Origin of the sequence: Citrobacter sp. Cpo032, from assembly GCF_030332975.1 — a bacterium.
Lineage (GTDB): Bacteria > Pseudomonadota > Gammaproteobacteria > Enterobacterales > Enterobacteriaceae > Citrobacter > Citrobacter portucalensis.
In genome coordinates this window covers 120,448-143,187 of the sequence record NZ_JAOWGU010000035.1, presented here as the reverse complement: position 1 = coordinate 143,187, position 22,740 = coordinate 120,448, and the positions used below count along the sequence as shown (strand labels likewise).

The window sequence follows — 22,740 nt, the reverse complement described above, 5'->3', positions numbered from 1 at the left end:
ATGACTACGATGTTGGACGTTTCACGACACGCAGGCGTCTCAAAAGCGACCGTTTCGCGCGTACTGAATGGCACGGGTCAGGTAAAAGAGAGCACGCGCCAGAAAGTGTTTAAGGCCATGCAGGCACTTGATTATCGGCCTAATTTTTTAGCGCGCTCTTTGGCAAACCGCACCAGCAACAGCATTGGTCTGGTAGTTTCCACATTTGATGGATTCTACTTTGGCCGCCTGCTGCAACAGGCTTCACGCCAGACGGAATCTCACGGCAAGCAGTTGATCGTCACCGACGGCCACGACACACCAGAGCGTGAGCAGGAAGCCGTGCAAATGCTGGCGGACAGGCAGTGCGACGCCATTATTCTCTATACCCGCTATATGAGTGAAAAGGCGATTATGTCGTTGATGAACAGCATTGCTATGCCCTTGCTGGTCATCAACCGTGATGTCAGCCAGGCCCGCGATCGCGCAATTTTCTTTGAACAGGAAGACGCGGCCTATCAGGCGGTCAATTACCTGATCTCCCAGGGCCATAGCGATATTGCTTGTATCACTGTGCCAGGCCATACGCCTACCGGTAAATCCCGCCTGATGGGGTATCGTAAGGCGCTGGAAAAAAACGGTATTCCCTGGGATCCCGATAAGGTCAAATACGGCGACTCCACGATGACGCGAGGCTATGAGGCCTGCCGTGAACTGCTGGAGGAAGGGGTAAAATTTAGCGCCCTGTTTGCCTGTAACGATGACATGGCATTAGGCGCATCAAAAGCGTTACATCAGGCCGGGCTGAGGATCCCAACGGACGTCTCACTGTTTGGTTTTGATGATGCGCCCAGCGCCAAATGGCTGGAGCCGGGGCTGTCTACCGTTTATCTACCGATTGATACCATGATAACCACGGCAATCGACCAGGCTATCCGGCTGGCCAACGGCGAGAGCGTCGAGCCAATCCCACCGTTCACCGGCAAACTGGTACTACGTGACTCAGTAACGCTCGGGCCATACTTTAAGTAATCAAATGCCGGATGGCGGCGCAGTTAATCTTGTAGGCCGGATAAGCGTAGCGCCATCCGGCATTTCACAACGCTGTAATCAGATTAATTCCAGCGCTAACAGCTCATCAATGGTCTGGCGACGGCGAATCAGTCGCGCCACGCCGTTATCGAACAAAACTTCCGGCAACAGCGGACGGCTATTGTAGTTTGACGACATTGACGCGCCGTACGCCCCGGTATCATGCAGCACCAGATAATCGCCCGGCACCACCGCAGGCAACAGACGGGTTTCCACATTTCCGCCCTCCTGCTGGGTAAACACGTCACCAGATTCGCACAGCGGCCCGGCTACCACGGTTTCCCGATGTGGGGTGTGTTCCAGAGAGCGACCATCCCCTGCCAGCGCGGAGATATGGTGATAACTACCGTACATGGCCGGGCGCATTAGATCGTTGAAGCCCGCATCGATCAGCACAAAATGGCGGCTACCCATCTCTTTTACGCTACGCACCTGCGCCACTAACACACCGGCTTCCGCGACCAGAAAACGACCCGGCTCTATCTCAAGCGCGACCGGGTGACCCAGGTGTTTAGCAATCTGTTCACGCGCAGCGTTCCACAATCCAAAGTAGTGATCGGTATCGATAGCCTCTTCGCCTTCACGATACGGGATTGATAAACCGCCACCCGCGGAGATCGCCTCCAGATCCTGGCCAAATTCAACCACCTGGCGCACCATCGCACCGCACACCTGCTCCAGATGCGCATAGTCCACGCCGGAGCCGATATGCATATGAATCCCCACCAGCTTTAGCTTATAGCGCTGAATCACCTCCAGCGCCGCGGGAAGATCGCTATACCAGATCCCGTGCTTGCTGTTTTCGCCGCCGGTATTGGTTTTCTGACTGTGCCCATGCCCAAAGCCAGGGTTTACGCGTAGCCACACGCGATGGCCCGGCGAGACCTGGCCCAGTTGTTCCAGCATATCCACCGACCCGGCATTTACCGGAATGCGCAATTCATGCACCCGCGCGAGCGTCGCTTCATCAATCATATCGGCGGTAAAGACGATTTCATCTTTCCCCGGTACGAAGCCTGCCGCCAGCGCACGTTCAATTTCGCCAAGCGAGACGGAATCAACCTTCACGCCCTGCTCGCGCATCAGGCGCAAAATATGAATATTCGAACATGCCTTTTGGGCGAAACGCACCACGTCAAACTGACTCAATTTGGCAATCTGCCCGCGGATAATCTGAGCATCATAGACCCACACCGGGCAGCCGAATTCGGCAGGCAGGCGCAGCAGGTTGTCGGCGTTCAGGTCAGTGTCAGTACTATTGAGTGGGCGTGGCATAGTGTGCTCCGATATTGGCTTTTTTATGATTACGCCACAGCCCGAAAAGAATAAAAAATATCGTTTTATCGTGAGTCTATGCAAAAATGATATGGATTGATTCATTCGAGGATTGCCCATGCCCGCCGTTAACCTGCGACACATCGAAATTTTTCACGCCATCATGACGGCAGGTAATCTGACAGAAGCTGCGCGCATGCTACATACCTCGCAGCCCACCGTCAGCCGGGAACTGGCCCGATTCGAGAAAGTGCTGGGATTAACGCTGTTTGAACGTACGCGTGGCCGACTGCATCCAACCGTGCAAGGGTTACGTCTGTTTGAAGAGGTGCAACGTTCGTGGTATGGCCTGGACAGAATTGTGAGCGCCGCCGAAAGCCTGCGCGAGTTTCGCCAAGGCGAATTGTCGATTGTTTGCCTGCCGGTATTCTCACAGTCTTTTTTACCGCCGCTGCTGCAGCCATTCCTCGCTCGCTATCCACAGGTCAATATTCAGATAGTGCCGCAGGAGTCACCGCTGCTGGAAGAGTGGCTGTCGGCGCAGCGCCACGATCTGGGGTTAACGGAAACGCTGCATACGCCTGCCGGAACGAAACGCACCGAATTGCTGGCGCTGGATGAAGTGTGCGTGCTGCCGCAGGGCCATCCGCTGACTAAGAAAGCGGTGTTAACGCCGCAGGATTTTCAGGGAGAAAACTACATCAGCCTGTCGCGCACCGACAGCTACCGTCAGCTACTGGATACACTGTTTAATGAGCACCAGGTGAAGCGCCGCATGGTGATTGAAACCCATAGCGCCGCTTCAATTTGTGCAATGGTACGGGCAGGTGTGGGGATCTCGGTGGTGAACCCACTGACCGCGCTGGATTACGCCAGCAGCGGAGTCGTTATCCGCCGCTTCAGTATTTCGGTCCCCTTTACAGTCAGCCTGATTCACCCGCTTCATCGCCCCGCCTCGGCGCTGGTTGATGCTTTTACGGCGCATCTGCAGGCCCATCTACCGAGGCTTATTGACCCACTGGAGGCTATTTTGCATCCGCAGCCGAAAGCATAAACGCCACCGCATCTTGCGCATGGATTGCCGCGGTGTCGAAAACCGGTAGTGGGCTTAGCTCGGTGGGAACCAGCAGACCAATCTCGGTACAGCCAAAGATAACCCCTTGCGCCCCCTGTTTCGCCAGTTGGTCGATGACGCCCAGGTAATAATCGCGGGAAGCCTCGCTGAATTCACCGAGACACAGCTCATCGAAAATAATCTGGTTTATTTTCTGACGATCCTCAGCTTCAGGGATCAGCGTGCTAATGCCGAATTCAGTCTGTAAACGCCCGCGGTAAAAATCCTGCTCCATGGTGTAACGCGTACCCAGTAGCGCCACGTTGCTCATTTGCTGCTTTTGTATCGCCCGCCCCGTCGCGTCGGCAATATGCAGAAACGGCACATCACAGGCGCTTTCAATCGCCTCAGCAACTTTGTGCATGGTGTTGGTACACAGCACAATTCCTTGCGCCCCGGCTTGCTGTAGCCCTGTGGCGGCCTGCGCGAGGATCTCACCGGCTCGCTGCCAGTCACCGCTTGACTGGCAGAATTCAATCTCGTGAAAATCCACGCTGTGCAACAGAATCTGCGCAGAATGCAGACCTCCCAGACGCTGTTTTATGCCTTCATTAATGAGTCGATAATAAGGAATGGTAGATTCCCAGCTCATACCGCCTAACAGACCGATCGTTTTCATCATTTCCCCTGACTCGTTGTTGTCTCTCCAGTGAATCAAAGATGTGATCAACTTTCCACATCTGTTGGCGTGCATTTCTTTTTTTAATTTTCTGATATAGGTTTAATGAAACATTGTTTTAATTATTACAGGAAGGCCGGATGTTTATTTTTCATAAAGAGACCACGCTTGACGATCTGGGCAATGGCGTTACCCGGCGTATTCTTGCTCATGACGGTAACATGATGGCGGTTGAGGTGAACTTCGAGCAAGGCGCAATCGGCCCGATGCACAATCATCCGCACGAACAGCTGACTTACGTGTTGTCCGGTGAGTTTGAATTTACCATCGGCGAAGAGAAACATATCGTTAGGGCGGGCGATACCCTGTATAAACAGCCCAACATTATGCATGGCTGCGTCTGCTTAAAACCGGGAACGCTGTTGGATACCTTTACCCCAATTCGCGAAGATTTTCTGCACGGGTAAGGTGCTAAATAAAAAAGCCGGGTCGCGTTGACGCTTTCCCGGCCTGTAAGAGACTCCACTCGCAGGCCGGATAAGGCTGAATCGCTATCCGGCATGCTTGTCTGACTTACACCCCAATATCTCTTAACTTTTCGCCTGCCATCAGCTTACGTTCGATATGCTCCAGCGTGACGTTTTTGGTTTCTGGAATCAGCCAGAACGTAATACCGATAAACACAACGTTCAGCGCGGTATAAAGCCAGAACGTACCGGCGGCGCCAATGCTGTCGAGCAGCGTCAGGAACGTTGCGCCAATGATCATGTTCGACACCCAGTTGGTGGTGGTGGAGCAGGTAATACCAAAATCACGGCATTTCAGTGGCTGAATTTCCGAACACAGAATCCACACCACCGGCGCGGCGCTCATTGCATAGCCTGCAATACACATCATCGTCATGCCAACTGACAGCCAGGATAATCCACTGGAAGCCGTGTCGTTATCAAACTGCATCAGGCAATATCCGAGCACCAGCGTCCCGATGGCCATTACGCTGAAACCAATTTTCAGCGCCGGTTTACGTCCTGCTTTGTCGACCGTGAAGACGGCAATAAAAGTGGCGAACATAAACGTTAAACCAACTACCAGCGTGGCAATCATCTGCTGCTCTGTGGTGGTAAAACCCGCCATTTTAAAAATGCGCGGCGCGTAATACATGATGATGTTCATCCCGGTGAACTGCTGCATCGCCTGCAGTAACATTCCGAGGAAAACCGCGCGACGCACGTTACGGTTAATTTTAAACAGCGCCCAACCCCCCTGCTTTAGCTTCAGGCTTTCACGGATTTCGTTCAGCTCATCGCGGGCTTTTTCTGACGTATCGCGCAACATACGCAGTACTTCTTCAGCTTCGATGTGGCGACCTTTCTCCGCCAGCCAGCGCGGGCTGTTGGGCAAGAAAACAACCAGAATAATCAGCAATACAGCCGGAAGCGCCAGCACGCCAAGCATAGCGCGCCAGTTACCGCTGTAGCTGAACGCGGTATCGGACAAAAAGGCCAGAACGATGCCCAGCGTCACCATCAGCTGATACATACTGATCATCTTGCCACGCACGTTTTCGCTAGCCATTTCGGAGAGATAGAGCGGTGCGGTGTAAGACGCGATCCCCACCGCAACGCCCAGCACCACGCGGGCAAAAATGAGCATTTCTACGCTGGAGGCAAACGCCGAGCCCAGAGATCCGGCGACGAAAAGGATCGCGCCCGCCATCAGGCTGTATTTGCGCCCCAGGCGGAATGACAACCAACCGTTAAACAGCGCACCAATTGCCGCACCCAGCATCATGCTGCTTACCACCCACTCCTGCAGGCGGCTGGTCAACACAAAGTGATCGGTGATAAAAGGCAACGCGCCAGCAATCACGCCAATATCCAGGCCGAATAACAACCCTGCGACAGCCGCAGAGATAGAAACAAACATATTCATACGTCGCGTATCGCGCACTGGGCGCGGCGCTAAAGCAGCATCATTATTTATTGAGACCATTTTTTCCTGCCAGATACAGAGTAACCATGCCATTGAAAGTAAGGGATCCCTTGCAGGAAGCGTCAGGCGGGAAACGGCAAAAACATGGATTAAATAGCTACACCACATGGTTATGTGATGGATATTCCAATTTTAAAATTTACCGACAATCACTCAATTAAATTTAATTCATTGATATTAAAGAATATTAAAACAATAAATTTATACGTATGAAATTTAATATGGAATAATTTATAACCACAATATGGATTTTAATGATCCGAATATAAAAAAACCCTGCCAGAGGGCAGGGTTTAACGGTTCTGGAAAGCGAATTAACGTGCCAGCCAGCCGCCATCTACTGCAACGGTATAGCCGTTGATATAGTCAGATGCGCTGGACGCCAGGAACACGACAGGCCCCATCAGGTCGCTCGGCAGACCCCAACGACCCGCCGGGATACGATCGAGGATCTCTGCGCTACGTTGCTCATCAGCACGCAGCTGTTGAGTGTTATTCGTCGCCATGTAACCCGGTGCAATCGCGTTGACGTTGATGTTATGTTTTGCCCACTCGTTCGCCATCAGACGGGTAACACCCATTACGCCGCTTTTAGATGCGGTGTAAGACGGCACGCGGATCCCGCCCTGGAAGGAAAGCATAGAGGCGATATTGATAATTTTGCCGCCGTTACCCTGAGCGATAAAGTGCTTCGCCGCAGCCTGAGACATAAAGAACACGCTCTTAATGTTCAGGTTCATCACGTCATCCCAGTCTTTTTCGCTGAAGTTGATCGCATCGTCACGACGGATAAGACCCGCGTTGTTGACCAGAATATCGATATGGCCGAATTCTGCCACTGCGCGCTCCAGCAGTGCCGGAATACCATCGATTTGACGCAGATCGGCGGTCAGGCTTAAAAAACGGCGGCCCAGTGCGGTCACGCGTTCGATGGTTTCTGTCGGTTCAACAATATTGATACCGACGATATCGCAGCCCGCTTCAGCCAGGCCCAGCGCCATACCCTGACCCAAACCTGTGTCACAACCGGTCACAACGGCGACTTTACCTTCAAGAGAGAATGCATTCAAAATCATTGTAAATCCTTAATTTTTTATAATGCCCGCCGCAGCAGGCACGGCTGTCGCCCGCAACTAGCGCAGATCTTTTACTGCAACATGGTCCATATCATCAAAGACCTGGTTTTCGCCGACCATGCCCCAAATGAACGTATAAGCTTTTGTGCCGACACCGGAGTGAATAGACCAGCTTGGAGAAATCACCGCCTGCTCGTTGTGCATCACAATATGACGCGTTTCCTGAGGCTGACCCATCATGTGGAAGACGCAGGTGTCTTCTTCCATATTGAAATAGAAATAGACTTCCATACGACGTTCATGGGTATGACACGGCATGGTGTTCCACAGGTTACCCGGAGCCAGCTCAGTCAGACCCATGCTCAACTGGCAGGTTTCCAGAACATCCGGCACAAAGTATTTGTTGATGGTACGACGGTTACTGGTGAGGTCATCACCCAGCGTCACTGGCGCAACGTCTGCAGGCGTGACTTTCTTAGTTGGGTAAGTCGTGTGTGCCGGCGCGCAGTTGTAGTAAAACTTCGCCGGTTTCGCCGTATCAATACTGGCGAATACCACTTCTTTTGCCCCTTTTCCGACGTACAGCGCGTCGCGATGGCCAATTTCATAGCACTGGCCGTCAACGGTAATCGTGCCCGGGCCACCGATGTTGATCACACCCAGCTCACGACGTTCGAGGAAATAGGTTACGCCCAGCTGTTTGCCGACTTCGCCACCCACAGAGACGGTTTTGGCCACTGGCATAATGCCGCCAACAATGATGCGGTCGATGTGGCTGTAGACCATGGTGTATTCATCTGCGACAAACACTTCTTCGACCAAAAACTCATTACGCAGCCCCTGAGTGTCCAGGGTTTTCGCATGCGCACTATGGATGCTTTGTCTTACGTCCACATTTACCTCCAGTGATAAATTGACCGTGAATGCTTAAACGAATAGCAAAACGCTGTTCCGTTTTATCTTATGCGCTCATGATATCCCTCCCTGAATGTGTTTTCAATTATAACTAAAACGATGTTTCACTTTTTCCGCATCTTATTATCAAAAGTGTAAGTGCGATCACGCTAGCGCATATAAATCGCAAAAATGATTTCAATAAAATCATTTAAAACAATTAGATAGATAAAAATACAAAAGAGTAGATCATTAGTGGCAGGGATAAGATATTGAAAATACAGCCAGGCTCATACGTCATTCACACACCTTTTCTAACAAAGTGCGCTATCAATCACATGAAATGAAACAACGTTTTGATATGTTGGCAGGGTTTAGAGTGTATGTTTCTGTAACTGGCCTTGCCCTCCTGTTGGAGGGCTTTTTTATAGAGGAAGAGATAACACGGCAGAAAACTGTTCGAGAAGAAAAATATATACCCTAAATAATTCGAGTTGCAGGAAGGCGGCGACGCAGCGAATTCCCCGGAGCGTACATAAGTACGTGACTGGGGTGAACGAGTAAAGCCAACGCACATGCAGCTTGAAGTATGACGGGGATTAGTCTCGTTCGATAGCGAGCGCCACCCCCTGACCACCACCAATACACAGTGTTGCCAGGCCCTTGTGCGCCCGACGTTTCACCATTTCATGTACCAGCGAAACCAGAATACGACAGCCAGAAGCGCCAATCGGATGGCCGAGCGCAATGGCCCCGCCGTTCACATTCACCCGCCGTTCATCCCACTCCAGCATTTTCCCAACGGATAATGCCTGCGCGGCGAAGGCTTCATTAGCTTCGATAAGATCAACATCAGCCAGTTGCCAGCCCACGCGCTCAAGGCAGCGGCGCGTTGCATACACTGGCGCAATCCCCATGAGCGCGGGATCGACCCCGACGCTGGCAAAGGCGCGAATACGGGCCAACACAGGTAAGTTAAGTTCCTGCGCCTTGGCCTCGCTCATCATCATCACCGCAGCAGCACCGTCGTTGATGGATGACGCGTTACCCGCCGTTACCGAACCGAGTGTGTCAAAGGTAGGATCCAGACGCGCCAGCCCCTCGGCGCTGGCATCGGTACGCGGTTGTTCGTCGGTGTCCACCACGAACGATTGCCCATTACGCTGTGTTACCACCGGCACGATTTCATCTTTAAAGCGTCCGGCATCAATTGCCATCCGCGCTTTGTGCTGCGAGTGCAGCGCGTAGGCATCCTGCAATTCGCGGCTGATTCCGTATTCTCGCGCCAGGTTTTCCGCGGTAACGCCCATGTGATAATCGTTGAAGGCATCCCACAGACCGTCATGTACCAGGCTGTCGACCAGTTGGCTGTTCCCCAGCTGTGCGCCAGTGCGGCTATCGGTAAGGACATGCGGTGCACGGCTCATATTCTCTTGCCCGCCCGCAATCACAATGTCGGCTTCGCCACACTGGATAGCCTGGGTCGCCAGATGCAGCGCTTTCAGACCCGAGCCACAGACATCGTTAATGGTGATGGCGGAAACGGTATTGGGTAGCCCACCATTGATGGCAGACTGACGCGCAGGGTTCTGCCCGGCACCTGCGGTAAGCACCTGTCCGAGGATCACTTCATCCACAGCGTGAACGTCCACGCCCGTGCGTTCCAGTAACGCCTTGACCACCATGCTGCCTAACTCAACGGCAGAGTGGCGCGCCAGCGTCCCCTGGAAGCAGCCAATCGGTGTCCTTAATGCCCCGACGATCACAACCTCTTTCATCACTACCTCAGCGCAAAATAACACCGCAATAGTAGATGATTGTTAAAAATAGTTATCAAGGTTGTTTAAAAACGGTGATTTTTATCACAAAGGAAATTCGTATCACTTATTGGTCATCTGAACGCCACTCTGCTGTAAATGGTCACGCAGCCAACTTCCTGCCACACCAGGCGGTGATTTCTTATTCCACAACAGATCGATAGAGATAGCCTTTGGCCAGCCAGGCATCTTTAATTGCACCAGTGGTTTTTCTGCCGCAAACTCCTCCACCAGCGCACAAGGGAGCGCGCACCAGCCGAATCCCTGAACAGCCATACTTAGCAATAACAGGTAGTTAGGAGCAGACCAGACGGGACCGCGCGCCACGTTGGTGCCGCTTTCCAGATAGGTATTCAAGCGCAGCTCGCGCCAGGTGTGTAGCTGCTCCCACTGCAGTTTTTCTTGAGCCGCGAGCGGATGCGACGCTGCAACGTATAATCCCATCCAGGTTTGCATCGGCAGACGCGTAACGCCCATGTCGGTCGGGTAATCCTCCCGCGCCTCGATCAACCCCACCTGAGCACGTCCTTTTTGCAGCAGATCGATCACGTCTTCATCTTCACCAATCAGGCATTCAAACTCGGTATGGGGAAACTTGCGATCAAACTGCACCATCAACTCTTCCAGCACATCCGGATGCAGCGTGTCAGACAGCACAAAGGTTAGACGCGCCTCAGTTTCACCCGACAGCGAGATCGCCGCCTCATCGAGACGTTCGCTGGCCGTCAGAATAGCCTGCACATAGCCCAACACCCGCTTACCTTCCTCGGTCAGCGTTGGCTGGCGGGATGAACGGTCAAACAGCGCAAAACCAAGATCGGCTTCCAGATGCGCAATGGCCGTACTGATAGTGGACTGGCTTTTACGCAACCGCCGGCCCGCCGCAGAAAATGAACCGCAGGAAACGGTCTCCACAAATGCCGTTAATGCTTCAGGAGAATAACGCATGAACTATCTACTTTATCGATGGATACTATCTTTTAGATATCACATAAAACGATAAAATTGCCACCATTCCGTTATCCGGGCATCAAAGAAGGTTTTAGGTTATGCAACACGATACTGTCCAACGCCGCTCGTTAGTTGAGCGTATTTTTCATGCCGTCTGCTTTGAAGGCATTGCCACCGCGATCCTCGCACCAACCACCGCATGGTTGATGCAGCGCTCGGTACTGGAAATGGGCGGACTGACCATTCTTCTCGCCACCACTGCGATGATCTGGAATATCATTTATAACGCCCTGTTTGACCGTTTGTGGCCGTCGCACCTGGTAAAACGTACGGCGAAAGTGCGAGCATTTCACGCGTTAGGCTTCGAGAGCGGTTTTATTGTGATCGGGGTGAGCATCGTGGCGTATGTGCTGAACGTCAGCCTGGTTCAGGCATTCACGCTGGAAATAGGTTTCTTCCTGTTCTTCCTGCCGTACACCATGTTCTATAACTGGGCTTATGACACGTTACGCGAGCGCGTTATGAAGCGCCGCCAGCAGCGCGTTACTGCCTGATAATTAAAATAATAGTCGGAATCTTCTCGGTTCCGGCTATTGTCCCATTCACTCGCCCTCTTGTTCACACCTCCCCCAGCCCCTGCCATTTGTGGTAAATTGCGCTTCTTTTTGTTTATTTTATAGTTGATACGTTCAAATAATGTCGAAATTTTGGTCAAAAGAAGAGACTCTCTGGAGCTTCGCACTATATGGGACTGCCGTCGGCGCAGGAACCCTATTCCTACCCATACAGCTGGGTTCTGCAGGCGCGGTGGTATTGTTTATCACCGCACTCGTCGCCTGGCCTTTAACCTACTGGCCGCACAAGGCGCTATGCCAGTTTATCCTGTCCTCAAAAACGTCGGCTGGTGAAGGGATCACTGGCGCGGTTACCCACTACTACGGTAAGAAGATTGGCAGCCTGATCACCACCCTCTATTTTATTGCCTTCTTTGTGGTGGTGCTGATCTACGCCGTAGCGATAACCAATTCACTCACTGAACAGCTGGCAAAACATATCACTATCGATCTGCGGATCCGCATGTTGGTCAGCCTTGGCGTGGTGCTGGTGCTGAACCTGATTTTTCTGATGGGCCGGCAAGCCACTATTCGGGTCATGGGCTTTTTGGTGTTCCCCCTCATCGCGTACTTTTTGTTCCTTTCGCTCTACCTGACCGGAAGCTGGCAGCCAACGCTACTCACCGGCCAGATGTCTTTCGATCAGCACACGCTTCATCAGGTTTGGATATCTATTCCCGTGATGGTTTTCGCTTTTAGCCATACGCCAATTATCTCTACGTTCGCCATCGACAGACGAGAGAAATACGGCGAGCAGGCCATGGGTAAATGCAAAAAAATCATGAAGGTAGCCTACGTTATCATCTGCCTGAGCGTACTGTTTTTCGTCTTCAGCTGCTTGCTTTCGATTCCGACAAACTATATCGAAGACGCGAAAAATGAAGGCGTGACGATTCTTTCCGCGCTGTCGATGATGCCAAACGCACCGGCATGGCTGTCGATTTCCGGGATCATCGTTGCCGTTGTCGCGATGTCAAAATCGTTCCTCGGCACCTACTTTGGCGTGATTGAAGGGGCAACGGAGGTAGTAAAAACGTCGTTGCATCAGGTGGGTGTGAAGAAAAGCCGGGCCTTTAACCGCGCTCTGTCCATCATGCTGGTCTCGGCTATCACGTTTATCATCTGCTGCATTAATCCTAATGCCATTTCAATGATTTACGCGATAAGCGGCCCGCTGATTGCTATGATTCTGTTTATCATGCCGACATTGTCTACCTATCTGATCCCGGCGCTGAAGCCATACCGTTCAGTGGGTAATCTGATCACCCTGATTGTCGGTCTGCTGTGCGTATCTGTGATGTTTTTTGGCTAGAACGTGTTGTTTAGCGGCTCATTCTCCTGAAAGTGGGTGCGATGTCGTTCAGTTAACGACTCAATTTCAGAAAGTTTCAACCTGTGTTGGCGGAAGTAATGAACATGCTATCTCAGAGAAGGGTTCCGTTCACCTCATGTTCATCGTTTCTCTGAAGCACCGATTCCTGTGAACGTGCAAGGGAGGCTCACCGCCGCCTCCCTTGCAACCCAGGCTCCCGGCGGGAAAATCGTCGCTACGCGATTCATTCGTCTTATGCCGTCTGCCTGTCGGGTCGGGGCCGAGCCTGCGTCCATGCAGCCCGTCCCCTCTGTCCGCATCCCTGCGGACAGCCCCGGTCAGACGTCAACTCCTCATCGATTTTCAGCCGGACCCGAGTCATCGCTTCAACGCTCTGATTTCCAGTTAAATCTGTTTTGCTGTTCAGACCAAAAACGCAGATGGTGAGGTGTGGGCTGGTCCGGCTGAAAATTGCCGACGTGTTTCCGTAAGCCCGGGAGAGCCAGCATGGATGCTGGCTCAGGGCGCGCTTTGCAGGGATGCTTCCTCGCGCCCGACCCGGTAGCCTGGAGGAATAAGCGGAGGGGACCGCGGAGCGGCAATTTTCCCGCCGGGAGCCGGGATTGTAAAGGGCGTGGCGAAGAACGCCCTTTACACGTTCACAGGTATCAATGCTTCAGAAAAATAACACTGCTGAGGTGAACGGAACCCTGAGAAAGAATCACATGTTCACCCTACATGCTTAACTGGACGGTATTGAACGTGGATGAGCCGTTAAACTGACTTATTTGATGTACGAATCCAGCACTTTCAGGACCACATCCAAATCCTCTTCGCGCTTAATTTCATCGCCCTGATGCACAATGTGCTCGGTCAGATGACCTTTAATCACTTCACGCATTAATCCGTTTACTGCCCCGCGGATCGCCGCTATTTGCTGCAATACTGCCGCGCATTCATGCGGTTCATCCAGCATGGTTTTCAACGCCGCTACCTGCCCCTGAATCTTGCTGGTTCGGGCTTTCAGCTTTTGTTTGTCGCGGATCGTATGTGACATAACTTTACCTTTTTAACGTCTGGCTGTAGGGACAATACCATCGACATTCTACTGGGGGGTAGTATTTGATACTGGGGGGGAGTAGAATCAGGCGAAATTAAACAACTAAGAATCATTCTCATGGGTGAGTTTTCTACGCTTCTTCAGCAAGGTAACGCCTGGTTTTTCATTCCCAGCGCGATTCTATTGGGGGTGTTACACGGCCTGGAGCCGGGGCATTCCAAGACGATGATGGCGGCCTTTATTATTGCCATTAAGGGGACCATCAAACAGGCGGTGATGCTGGGGCTGGCAGCAACGCTGTCGCATACCGCCGTGGTATGGCTGATTGCGCTCGGCGGGATGTATATCAGCAAAGCGTTTACTGCCCAGGCCGTTGAGCCCTGGCTGCAGTTTGTCTCGGCGATTATTATTCTCGGGACCGCATTCTGGATGTTCTGGCGAACCTGGCAGGGAGAGCAGAACTGGCTGGCCCAGACGCATCACGACCACAATCACGAGCATCACCACCACCATGATCATGATGACCATCACCGCCATCATCATGACCACGATGACGATCATCATCATCATCACGAACACGAGCATAATCACGACCATGCCGCACTGGCAGGACTCACCGAAGGATCGAAAGAGTATCAGGATGCCCACGAACGGGCGCATGCCACCGATATTCAGCGCCGCTTTGCGGGCAAAGAGGTCACCAACGGCCAAATATTACTATTTGGTTTGACCGGCGGGTTAATCCCCTGCCCTGCCGCCATTACGGTGCTGCTGATTTGCATCCAGCTCAAAGCCTTCACGCTGGGCGCGACTATGGTGCTGTGCTTCAGCCTCGGACTGGCGCTGACGCTGGTAACGGTGGGCGTGGGTGCAGCAATCAGCGTGCAGCAGGCGGCCAAACGCTGGAGCGGATTTAACACGATGGCCCGCAAAGCACCCTATTTTTCCAGTGTGCTCATTGCGATGGTCGGCTTATATATGGGGATTCACGGCTATATGGGGATCGTCGGTTAACACCAAGAGAGCGCAGCAGCGCTTGCCGCTGCGCGTAAAACCTGGCTAGCTTGCGACATTCCCCCACACCAGTTGCCCTTTATGGAAGGTCGCGGTGCGTGGAGAAATTCGCGCGACCGCTTCTGCCGAACAAGAGGCATCCACCAGCACAAAACTGGCTTCATCCTGCGCTTTCGGCCACACGCGCTCACCTTTATCGTTAAGCGGCAACACATCGCCGGTGGCGAGGAACAACGCCCGCGACAGGTTGAGTTCGTTGGGGCGAATATAGAGCTGCGCGTACAGATTTGCCTTTTCCAGCATGTCGCCCAGCCCGTACGGCGACCAGTGATCAATTACGCTGTCGGTTCCGGTAATCACTTCCACGCCTTTATCGCGCAACTGCTTGAGCGGCATGTGCAAGGTGCCGATCGGCACCGTCGAGGCAATGGTAATCTGCTGTGCCGCCATGCGGCTCGCCAGCGCATCCACCTGCTGTTCGTTCAGCGTTGCCAGCGCAAACGCGTGGCTGATGGTCAATTTGCCCTTTAATTGCGGCGTTTTCTCCACCGTTTCCACCATGTAATTCACCGCCGCCACGCCCGCCGGGCTGGTTTCATGCAGATGGATATCTACGCCTTTATCGTAATCCAGCGCAATCTGGAACATGGTGTCGAGGGATTTTTCCATCGCCCCATCGACGCTGGTTGGGTCCAGACCGCCGACGTAATGCGCTCCCGCCTGCATCGCTTCACGCATCAGCGGTTCAGATTTTGATAACAGCAGGCCATGCTGCGGAAATGCCACGATTTCACAGGCAAAACCCGGCTGACGACGCGCCAGTACCGCCTGCAGGTTTTCGAGATTTTTCAGCCCGGAAACCGGTTCTATGTTGCAGTGGCTGCGGGCGATCGAGGTGCCTTTTGATTGCAGCAGATCGATCAGCTTTTCTGCGCGCTCCTGCGTATAAGGCTGGAGTTCAGGCAGCAGCTTTTGTTCCAGGCGGATCATATCCTGAATAGTGGTGCCAGCCGGACGGTTCAGCGAACGCCAGGGACCGCCGTAAAAGGTTTTATCCAGATGGATGTGCATGTCGCGCATGGCGGGCAGCATCAGCTTTCCACCCGCATCATAGTGGGGCAGCGTCGCATCCGGATGCTGCTTATTCTCGCGCAGCGCAACGATTTTTCCGTCCTGGATTTCAACGGTTTGCAGCGCGGTACGGGTGTGCACCACCACCGAGTTTTCGTAATCAAAGCCCGCTTCCAGCAGGACGTTATCCAGGTAATAGTGTTTATCGTTAATCGTCATTGTGCTCTTCGACCCGCAGGTGTTCCCGACAGGATTAGCAGCATACGCGACCGGAGCGACCGCGCCAAACAGCGCGGCAGCGGTCACCATTTTTCCGCTCTGGCTTAAAAATTCACGGCGGCTGTTACTTTCCTTCATTCACGTCTCCTCTCAGGAATGGACAATATGGGTGCCCGTTTCGCCGCGCAGTGCGGCAGGCAGGCATTCCGGCGTGGTGATGATCACTCGTTTACCGCCACGCTCCAGAAACGCCAGGCTGGCAACGATCTTGGGTAACATGCTGCCAGGCGGGAAATGTCCCTCCTGCATGTAACGGGTCATCGTTGCGACATCCACCGTATCCAGCGCCTGCTGGTTGGGTTTGCCAAAATGAATACAGACCTGCTCGACGCCGGTGGTGATCACCAAAATGTCGGCGCGGATCTCCTGCGCCAGTAGCGCCGTGGAGAGATCTTTATCAATCACCGCGTCCACGCTCTGGTAATCCCCTTGATCGCTACGCACCACCGGGATCCCGCCGCCGCCCGCGCCAATAACCACAAAGCCTTGCTGGGTCAGCGTTTTGATCGCCTCCGCCTCGACAATGCGCTTCGGTTGTGGAGAGGCGACTACCCGACGGTAGCCGCGCCCCGAATCCTCAACAAAGCGCCAGCCCGGATTGACCCGCTGCAGTTCATCACGCTGCACTTCGCTAAAGAACGCTCCAATGGGCTTGGTCGGATTAGCGAAGCCCGGATCGTTTTTGTCGACCTCCACCTGCGTGACCACCGTAACTGCCCTCTGCTCACCGCGCCGCGCCAGACGGTTATTCAGCGCCTGTTGGATCAGATAACCGATACCGCCCTGCGTATCGGCAACGCAGTTTGCCAGCGGGGTAAGCGGCAGCCCTTCACGCTCGTGCGCGATTTCCGCACGCCGCAGATCCAGCCCTACCTGTGGCCCGTTACCGTGCGTCAGCACAATGTTGTAGTCCGATGCCAGCATCTCCAGCACCGTATCCGCTACCGCTTTCACCGCTTCAGCCTGGTGTTCAATCGACTGGCTGGCGTTATCTTTGATAATGCTGTTGCCGCCAATGGCAACGACCACAAGTTCTTTCATAGTGTTATCTTCCGCTTGCAGGCAATTCAGGTCGTTTTCGTCGGTTCCTGCTCAGGCGCAGTCACCGCTTCACGGCTATCAAGAACATGCTTGAGGACAAACATGCCGCTCATCATCAGGTAGGCCACAACAAACATCATTGAGCTGCCTTCCGCAAAGCCAATCGCCGGGGAGTGGATCACGCCAAACAGCGATAACAGCGCGCCAAAGGCTGCGGCAATCGCGCCGCGCAGCGGCTTGTTCATAATGGCGAAGATAGCGACGCAGCCCCAAAGCATGCTGGCCAGCGGTGCGCCGCTTCCCAGATGCACCAGTCCGTCGTAATAGACACCTTTGCTGTGCAGCAAGTCACTACCCAGTTTCCCCGCGGAAGTTCCGGCGGCACCCATCACGCTGTTGACGATGGTCAATGCCCAGTTGGCGATCCACGGGAACAGACAGATGAAGATAACGGGAACCTCGACTTTGGGCGTTTCTCGCACCACCTGGTTGGCGGTCACCACGCCGATAAACACCAGAATCGGCACTATCGCGGTCATCGGAATAATGGCGAGCATAAACGCGCCCAGCCCAAACAGTGGCACCAGGAACATGGTGATGCCTGAAGCGAGGGTATAACCGATGCTGGCCCCCATCGCTTTCCAGCCCGCATGCCCAACATATACGGTCACCGGGAACGGGTTACCCAGCATGCAGCCGAGCATGGAGGCAAAGCCGTTCGCCATCATGACCTTACGGGTGTTGTACTCATCCCCCGCCGCGTGCGCACTTTCAATGTTCTCAAGGTCAAAAATGTAGTTCGCCAGGCCCAGAGGAACAGCAGAAGCCAGATACGGCAGTGCGTGCGGCAAACCTTGCAGGAAGCTGTCGACATGAATTTCCGGCGGGTTGAAGCCAAAGGAAGACATCGACGCTTTAATGGCTTCCGGGCTTTGTAAACCGGAGATCCACGCCAGGGCCGTACCGGCAATCAGCAGCAGTAAACCGGTAGGAATACGGGCAAAAATCGGCTTCTTACCGAACCAGTTAATGAAGATCAGCAACAGGACGATGAAAGAGACGGTCGGCGCTTCGAATGCCTGCAGCATCGGGTTCATCGCCAGCAGCAACAGCCCCAGGCCGGACAGACAAGAAAGCAGTACCGTACGCGGGATCATCTTGCGGATGGTCTCGCCCAGGAAGGAGCCACCGACCAGGATCAACGCTTCGACAAAGCACCACACCAGGGCTATCTGGATAGCGAAGTTGGCATCTTTGGTTTGCTGATAAACCGGCATCAGCACCAGGAAGGTCACGGTGAAGATTGACGGTGCACTCGGTCCGGACGGCAGCGCCGTTACGTCGTTACGCCCGGTGTGCTTAGCCATCTGCAGACCAAACCAGGCGTAGCAGACGCTGGCCACCAGCACCGCCAGACCAAAGGCAGGCGCAATGCGACCATAGACAATTTCGGTAGGGATCCCGACGACAAAAATGAGCAGTCCCATCATTGTCAGCAGGTTAGTCAGGTTGTTGGTCATCAGCCCAAAGTAAGCCGCCCAGTCACCACGTTTCCATTCTAGTTTTATGCTGTTCATGGAATATCCTTAACAGGTTAAGCATCGTTTGCGATCGCGGAGATCGCCCAGCCCTGCAGGTAAGCAACGTTTTTCGCTTCGCTACTGTGGGGCTAATCGCGTTAGCCCCGGTTATTGTTATTGGCAGTAGCGGTCGCGCCAGTTGAGGATCGCCTTTTCAAAACAGGCGAACGGCGGGTGAACTATTCCGGCGCCGATCATGCCGATCCCCGCATCTTTGTGCGCAATGGCGGTGTTGATCACTGGCAAAATGCCGGTGCTGCCCACGCGCGTAATGTCGATAGCGGTCGGTACGCCCATAAAACCAAGCAGCGGAATGGTGACGTTGGGGTTTTCGCCGAGAGTGATTTCTCGCATCTGGCGAGAGAAATCAACGGCCTCTTCGACCGTACCGCCCACCAGCGCTACGATGGCCGGTGCCGTCGCCATCGCGAAACCGCCAATGCCGTAGGTTTCTGTTATCGCGCTATCGCCGATATCACGTCCGGAATCTTCCGGCTTGTAGCCCGCAAACATCGGCCCAATCACCTGCTGTGCCGGACCGGTAAACCACTGGCCCGGTAAACCGCTAATGCGCAGACCGAACTCAACGCCGTTGCGCGCCATCGTCGTCACCACGGTGCTGTATTCAATACCGTGTGCAGCGTCCATTGCGGCTTTACACATCGCCATCCAGGTCGGTCCGGAGAAGTAATCACTACTAAGGACGAACTCGAACACCTCACGTTGCTGCTCAACCGGATAACCGGTCTGAATAATCCACGGCGTCAGCGCCTGAATCAGCAGCGCCGTCCCGGCATTGTTGCGGTTATGGCACTCATCGCCCATGTGCAGCGCCTGCGCCAGCATCAGACGCAGATCGATTTCGCCCGCCAGCTTCATAGCGTCGCGCAGCATCGGTCCCAGCACATCGCGCATCCAGTGCAAACGATCGATAACGCTCTGATCGTTCGCGCCCATGCGCAGGATCTTCGCCATCTGCTCGCTCATATTGGTATATGCGCGGTTGCCATAGGTTTTGTTCTCGACGATGTGCATAAACATCGATGCCGATGTCACGCCCGCCATCGAGCCGACACAGTCATGCTCGTGGCACGGAGAGAAGATGATTTCACCCGAGGCGGCCAGTTCCGCGGCTTCATCCAGATCTTTCGCCAGCCCTTCAAAGACCAGCGCCCCGGTTACCGCCCCCTTCATTGCGCCGCACATTTTTTCCCAGCGGATTGGCGGCCCGGCGTGCAGGATGGTGTTACGGGTCATGCCCGGCACGACGTTGATCGCCTGGTCATAGCCAATCAGCACCGGATGCGACTGGATAATGCGTTCCAGCGCCTGCTGGTTAGCGGCCGCGATTTTGTCTGCCAGCGGCGAATCGGCAATGTCGTCCAGCGCGGCCACGACCTGCATGTTGCCCTGGCCCGGCGGCGTCCAGTCGAGCTGGGTCACCGGTACGTTCTGCTTTTTCAGGTCATCGCTGAACATTGCTATGCCAACGTTAATCACGTTCAGCGGCTGGTTAAACAGTGTCTGGCTCATCAGGCTTCCTCCCCTTTACAGATAAATTCACGCGCCAGCAATCCTGTGTTGGTGCTACTGCTCGCCCAGATAACCCCGGCGTCGGTCAGCATCTGACACTGTTTTTCCAGCGACGGCGTATCAAGATCGGTTCCCAGCACATAGCCGAGGATCTCAAGCGGACGACCGTCTGCGACGGCGATCGCTTTGGCTTCAACGATCGCATCGAGCATCACGCCAACCGGATCTTCATGCGATCCAAATCCAAGGACGAAGTCCATCACGATCACGCCAACTTCAGGATCGCGCGCTTCCTGTAACAGACGACTAATGCGGTTGGTGGGATCGATCATCGGGTGCGGTTTGCCGTTGGTAAAATCGTCATCACCGAAATCGAGGAAGGTATGCGCCACGCTGCGGTTGAGATCTTTCAGGCGGAATGCCGGATCCGGATGAATGTTGCTGTAAACTTCGGCATGTTTTTCCATGGCAGCAAACATCGCCTCATCGCACAACGTGCCGCCACAGAACAAGCCACGGATGTACTTTTGCTGTGGAGTCAGACGGGCGCGAACCTCTTCAATCAGCGGCCAGTTGAGCGGATGCAGATCCAGACTCTCTTTTTTCACGCCGGTCAGCAGTACCGCTTTCAACGCCGCCTCTTTAGTACTGCGGGCAAACTGCAGGCCTTTTTCATCCGCAGGCGCGGCTTCACGTCCGAGGAAACACACCACCACGGGCTTATGACAGGCGCGCGCACGTTCCAGCACCTTGCGCGCCACCGCTGGCGCAGGCGGTTTGGAGATAAGTGCGATGATCTCAGTTTGCGGATCGGCCTCCAGCATGCCAATCGCGTCAAGCATCATCAGGCCGCCAATCTTTTCACTCAGATCGCGTCCACCTGTGCCAATCAACTGGGAAATTCCGCCGCCAAACTCGTGAATGCGTACGCTCAGCTCCTGGCTACCGGTACCGGAGGCACCAATAATTCCGATGTTGCCGCGACGCACCGCGTTGCCAAAACACAGCGCCGCGCCGTTAATGATGGCGGTTCCGCAATCTGGCCCCATCATCAACAGTCCTTTTTCATGCGCCAGCTGCTTAAGCGCCAGCTCGTCCTCAAGAGAGACGTTGTCAGAGAACAGCATCACATTGAGGTTATTTTGCAGAGCCTGGCGCGCTTCACGCGCGGCAAACAGGCCATTGACTGAGATCACCGCCAGATTGCTCTCAGGAACATGCTTCTTCGCGCTGGCAAGCGTGGCATAGCGCGCTTCATGCTGGCCACCCTGCTCTTTATGCGTAAACAGATCGTCAATCGCCACCAGCGTTTGGTCGTTCGCCGCCTCGCTGGCGCCTTTAATGACAATCATCAGATCGCCACTTTTCGCCTCTTCCAGCTCAGGCGTCAGCAAGCCGAGATTCTTCAGCACACCCTTATTCATCTCTGTCGCCATAGCCACAAACGCCTGCTCAACGCCATCGAGCTTATTTGCGCGCGTGGAGATAGACATCAGTGAGACAGAATCAAAATACGTGTTCTTTTTAACAACTATCCTGATCGACATAATTCCCTCCGGACCTGTGGCTCAGGGCGCAGGCATCCGCCATGCCATACAGCATGTCGCAGCCAGAACTTGAACCGATATTTTTAATGTCAGTAATATATTGCGTAGAAACGAGTTGTTGCTCAGTAATAAATTGGTTCAGCAGCCGGCCGATGCTTTCCCGATAACGCTGATTAAATGCTTCCTCTAGCGTTATTTTGCTAAGTAGCGTTGTATTATTTCCTGCGCGTTGCAATGCCGCTAAAAAATCATCTCGATATTTCCTCAGCGGATGCCCGGAAATAAATAAAATGGTGCTTAAGCCTACTAAATAATCATCCGATGAGGGCGTCAGCCCTATCCCCAAACCAATTAAATGGCTGACCGCCGTAGTAATATTTTCTCCTGTACGCAACGCTATCAGTAATGTTTGTCGGCGGTTGAGTAATTGACGGGTGATTTCCTGATAAAACGGATTGTCACCCCGGTACAGAAATAATGTGTCGTCGCTTTTTAGCTGTTGGCGGATAACATCTTCCCAATGCTGCCAGCCGACTGCGGCAAGGCTTGCTGCATCAGATGTCCACCGTGGTATTCGCCACAGCAGGCAACCGGCGGTTTCTATCCATTTATCATTGCCAACAACTATTCCCGACCCGCTAAAATTGACCCGCTCACCGGGGTGAAACAGGTCTTCACAATGCGTCAGCGCCAACCGACAGCTGTTAGGTGCGTTATCACAATCCTCACTCAGTAACGTCAACAGCCGCTGCTGTTCGGGTATCAACAGGTTTACCGCGTGAGAAAAAACCTGTTCAACCCGTCCCGTTCCCCGGAAAGTGAGAAACGCGCTGTCTGCGGTTAGCGCCCGTACGCATCGCCGTGATGGCGTAGCGATAAT

The 22,740-nt window shown here is 53.7% G+C and carries 20 protein-coding genes; 6 read left to right on the top strand and 14 right to left on the bottom strand.

Annotated features, from left to right (window positions below; translation table 11 throughout):
- Positions 1–1,011 carry a LacI family DNA-binding transcriptional regulator gene (locus tag OGY33_RS05690; RefSeq protein WP_008785715.1) on the top strand — a complete coding sequence of 337 codons (1,011 nt, stop codon included), beginning with the start codon at positions 1–3 and terminating at the stop codon, positions 1,009–1,011.
- A gap of 78 nt (positions 1,012–1,089) precedes the next feature.
- On the opposite strand, the gene lysA is transcribed toward OGY33_RS05690, so the two are convergent.
- Entirely contained in the window at positions 1,090–2,346 is a 1,257-nt protein-coding gene (lysA, locus tag OGY33_RS05685) for a diaminopimelate decarboxylase (RefSeq protein ID WP_191238152.1), read from the bottom strand.
- Between the two features lie 118 nt (positions 2,347–2,464).
- Between lysA and OGY33_RS05680 the strand changes: the two genes are divergently transcribed.
- The gene (locus OGY33_RS05680; protein WP_008785717.1) at positions 2,465–3,400 is read left to right on the top strand and encodes a LysR family transcriptional regulator; all 936 of its coding nucleotides are present in this window, start codon (positions 2,465–2,467) and stop codon (positions 3,398–3,400) included.
- On the opposite strand, the gene OGY33_RS05675 is transcribed toward OGY33_RS05680, so the two are convergent.
- Entirely contained in the window at positions 3,372–4,079 is a 708-nt protein-coding gene (locus tag OGY33_RS05675) for an aspartate/glutamate racemase (protein WP_149608206.1), read from the bottom strand. The two genes, OGY33_RS05680 and OGY33_RS05675, sit on opposite strands and share 29 nt — an antisense overlap.
- Before the next feature lie 140 nt (positions 4,080–4,219).
- Between OGY33_RS05675 and OGY33_RS05670 the strand changes: the two genes are divergently transcribed.
- Positions 4,220–4,546, top strand: coding sequence for a cupin domain-containing protein (locus OGY33_RS05670; RefSeq protein WP_048225407.1), 327 nt, complete (start codon positions 4,220–4,222; stop codon positions 4,544–4,546).
- Positions 4,547–4,652: 106 nt separating this feature from the next.
- On the opposite strand, the gene araE is transcribed toward OGY33_RS05670, so the two are convergent.
- The 5 genes from araE to OGY33_RS05645 all read right to left on the bottom strand — a co-directional run bounded on the left by araE (position 4,653) and on the right by OGY33_RS05645 (position 10,806).
- Positions 4,653–6,071, bottom strand: coding sequence for an arabinose-proton symporter AraE (gene araE, locus OGY33_RS05665; protein ID WP_286571290.1), 1,419 nt, complete (start codon positions 6,069–6,071; stop codon positions 4,653–4,655).
- A gap of 314 nt (positions 6,072–6,385) precedes the next feature.
- On the bottom strand, positions 6,386–7,147 hold the full coding sequence (gene kduD, locus OGY33_RS05660) for a 2-dehydro-3-deoxy-D-gluconate 5-dehydrogenase KduD (protein ID WP_149608203.1): 762 nt from the start codon (positions 7,145–7,147) through the stop codon (positions 6,386–6,388).
- A 57-nt stretch (positions 7,148–7,204) separates the two neighbouring features.
- The gene (kduI, locus tag OGY33_RS05655; RefSeq protein ID WP_048215619.1) at positions 7,205–8,041 is read right to left on the bottom strand and encodes a 5-dehydro-4-deoxy-D-glucuronate isomerase; all 837 of its coding nucleotides are present in this window, start codon (positions 8,039–8,041) and stop codon (positions 7,205–7,207) included.
- A 599-nt stretch (positions 8,042–8,640) separates the two neighbouring features.
- A complete protein-coding gene (locus tag OGY33_RS05650; RefSeq protein WP_149608202.1) occupies positions 8,641–9,819 on the bottom strand; it encodes an acetyl-CoA C-acetyltransferase in 1,179 nt (392 codons plus the stop codon).
- A 102-nt stretch (positions 9,820–9,921) separates the two neighbouring features.
- The gene (locus OGY33_RS05645) at positions 9,922–10,806 is read right to left on the bottom strand and encodes a LysR family transcriptional regulator (RefSeq protein ID WP_048225412.1); all 885 of its coding nucleotides are present in this window, start codon (positions 10,804–10,806) and stop codon (positions 9,922–9,924) included.
- 101 nt (positions 10,807–10,907) lie between these two features.
- Between OGY33_RS05645 and OGY33_RS05640 the strand changes: the two genes are divergently transcribed.
- Together OGY33_RS05640 and OGY33_RS05635 are read left to right on the top strand one after the other, a co-directional pair.
- Positions 10,908–11,363: a multidrug/biocide efflux PACE transporter gene (locus OGY33_RS05640; protein ID WP_008785723.1), complete on the top strand. Its 456-nt coding sequence runs from the start codon at positions 10,908–10,910 to the stop codon at positions 11,361–11,363.
- Between the two features lie 142 nt (positions 11,364–11,505).
- Positions 11,506–12,735 (top strand): amino acid permease, encoded by a 1,230-nt coding sequence (locus OGY33_RS05635; RefSeq protein ID WP_008785724.1) that lies wholly within the window; start codon positions 11,506–11,508, stop codon positions 12,733–12,735.
- 784 nt (positions 12,736–13,519) lie between these two features.
- Here the strand turns inward: OGY33_RS05635 and rcnR are convergent.
- Entirely contained in the window at positions 13,520–13,792 is a 273-nt protein-coding gene (gene rcnR, locus OGY33_RS05630) for a Ni(II)/Co(II)-binding transcriptional repressor RcnR (protein WP_003825567.1), read from the bottom strand.
- Between the two features lie 120 nt (positions 13,793–13,912).
- On the opposite strand from rcnR, the gene OGY33_RS05625 reads away from it, so the two are divergent.
- Positions 13,913–14,809 carry a nickel/cobalt efflux protein RcnA gene (locus OGY33_RS05625; protein ID WP_149608201.1) on the top strand — a complete coding sequence of 299 codons (897 nt, stop codon included), beginning with the start codon at positions 13,913–13,915 and terminating at the stop codon, positions 14,807–14,809.
- 45 nt (positions 14,810–14,854) lie between these two features.
- Here the strand turns inward: OGY33_RS05625 and OGY33_RS05620 are convergent, their stop codons facing one another.
- The 6 genes from OGY33_RS05620 to OGY33_RS05595 all read right to left on the bottom strand — a co-directional run bounded on the left by OGY33_RS05620 (position 14,855) and on the right by OGY33_RS05595 (position 22,737).
- Positions 14,855–16,237: an amidohydrolase family protein gene (locus OGY33_RS05620; RefSeq protein WP_149608200.1), complete on the bottom strand. Its 1,383-nt coding sequence runs from the start codon at positions 16,235–16,237 to the stop codon at positions 14,855–14,857.
- Between the two features lie 12 nt (positions 16,238–16,249).
- Positions 16,250–17,200, bottom strand: a complete 951-nt coding sequence (locus OGY33_RS05615) for a carbamate kinase family protein (protein WP_008785727.1) — start codon at positions 17,198–17,200, stop codon at positions 16,250–16,252.
- Positions 17,201–17,226: 26 nt separating this feature from the next.
- A complete protein-coding gene (locus OGY33_RS05610) occupies positions 17,227–18,777 on the bottom strand; it encodes a xanthine permease (protein WP_286571250.1) in 1,551 nt (516 codons plus the stop codon).
- 117 nt (positions 18,778–18,894) lie between these two features.
- Positions 18,895–20,313: a YlbE family protein gene (locus OGY33_RS05605; RefSeq protein ID WP_149608199.1), complete on the bottom strand. Its 1,419-nt coding sequence runs from the start codon at positions 20,311–20,313 to the stop codon at positions 18,895–18,897.
- Positions 20,313–21,860, bottom strand: a complete 1,548-nt coding sequence (fdrA, locus tag OGY33_RS05600) for an acyl-CoA synthetase FdrA (RefSeq protein ID WP_149608198.1) — start codon at positions 21,858–21,860, stop codon at positions 20,313–20,315. The genes OGY33_RS05605 and fdrA overlap by 1 nt, the downstream gene beginning before the upstream one ends.
- Positions 21,838–22,737, bottom strand: a complete 900-nt coding sequence (locus OGY33_RS05595; protein ID WP_502873595.1) for an oxamate carbamoyltransferase subunit AllH family protein — start codon at positions 22,735–22,737, stop codon at positions 21,838–21,840. Before OGY33_RS05595 ends, fdrA begins: the two co-directional genes overlap by 23 nt.
- Positions 22,738–22,740: the final 3 nt, after the last annotated feature.

Bases quoted from the DNA above. Each gene is read 5' to 3' on its own strand.
- OGY33_RS05690 (WP_008785715.1), top strand. From the start codon at position 1: ATGACTACGATGTTGGACGTTTCACGACACGCAGGCGTCTCAAAAGCG.
- lysA (WP_191238152.1), bottom strand. From the start codon at position 2,346: ATGCCACGCCCACTCAATAGTACTGACACTGACCTGAACGCCGACAAC.
- OGY33_RS05680 (WP_008785717.1), top strand. From the start codon at position 2,465: ATGCCCGCCGTTAACCTGCGACACATCGAAATTTTTCACGCCATCATG.
- OGY33_RS05675 (WP_149608206.1), bottom strand. From the start codon at position 4,079: ATGAAAACGATCGGTCTGTTAGGCGGTATGAGCTGGGAATCTACCATT.
- OGY33_RS05670 (WP_048225407.1), top strand. From the start codon at position 4,220: ATGTTTATTTTTCATAAAGAGACCACGCTTGACGATCTGGGCAATGGC.
- araE (WP_286571290.1), bottom strand. From the start codon at position 6,071: ATGGTCTCAATAAATAATGATGCTGCTTTAGCGCCGCGCCCAGTGCGC.
- kduD (WP_149608203.1), bottom strand. From the start codon at position 7,147: ATGATTTTGAATGCATTCTCTCTTGAAGGTAAAGTCGCCGTTGTGACC.
- OGY33_RS05650 (WP_149608202.1), bottom strand. From the start codon at position 9,819: ATGAAAGAGGTTGTGATCGTCGGGGCATTAAGGACACCGATTGGCTGC.
- OGY33_RS05645 (WP_048225412.1), bottom strand. From the start codon at position 10,806: ATGCGTTATTCTCCTGAAGCATTAACGGCATTTGTGGAGACCGTTTCC.
- OGY33_RS05640 (WP_008785723.1), top strand. From the start codon at position 10,908: ATGCAACACGATACTGTCCAACGCCGCTCGTTAGTTGAGCGTATTTTT.
- OGY33_RS05635 (WP_008785724.1), top strand. From the start codon at position 11,506: ATGTCGAAATTTTGGTCAAAAGAAGAGACTCTCTGGAGCTTCGCACTA.
- rcnR (WP_003825567.1), bottom strand. From the start codon at position 13,792: ATGTCACATACGATCCGCGACAAACAAAAGCTGAAAGCCCGAACCAGC.
- OGY33_RS05625 (WP_149608201.1), top strand. From the start codon at position 13,913: ATGGGTGAGTTTTCTACGCTTCTTCAGCAAGGTAACGCCTGGTTTTTC.
- OGY33_RS05620 (WP_149608200.1), bottom strand. From the start codon at position 16,237: ATGAAGGAAAGTAACAGCCGCCGTGAATTTTTAAGCCAGAGCGGAAAA.
- OGY33_RS05615 (WP_008785727.1), bottom strand. From the start codon at position 17,200: ATGAAAGAACTTGTGGTCGTTGCCATTGGCGGCAACAGCATTATCAAA.
- OGY33_RS05610 (WP_286571250.1), bottom strand. From the start codon at position 18,777: ATGAACAGCATAAAACTAGAATGGAAACGTGGTGACTGGGCGGCTTAC.
- OGY33_RS05605 (WP_149608199.1), bottom strand. From the start codon at position 20,313: ATGAGCCAGACACTGTTTAACCAGCCGCTGAACGTGATTAACGTTGGC.
- fdrA (WP_149608198.1), bottom strand. From the start codon at position 21,860: ATGTCGATCAGGATAGTTGTTAAAAAGAACACGTATTTTGATTCTGTC.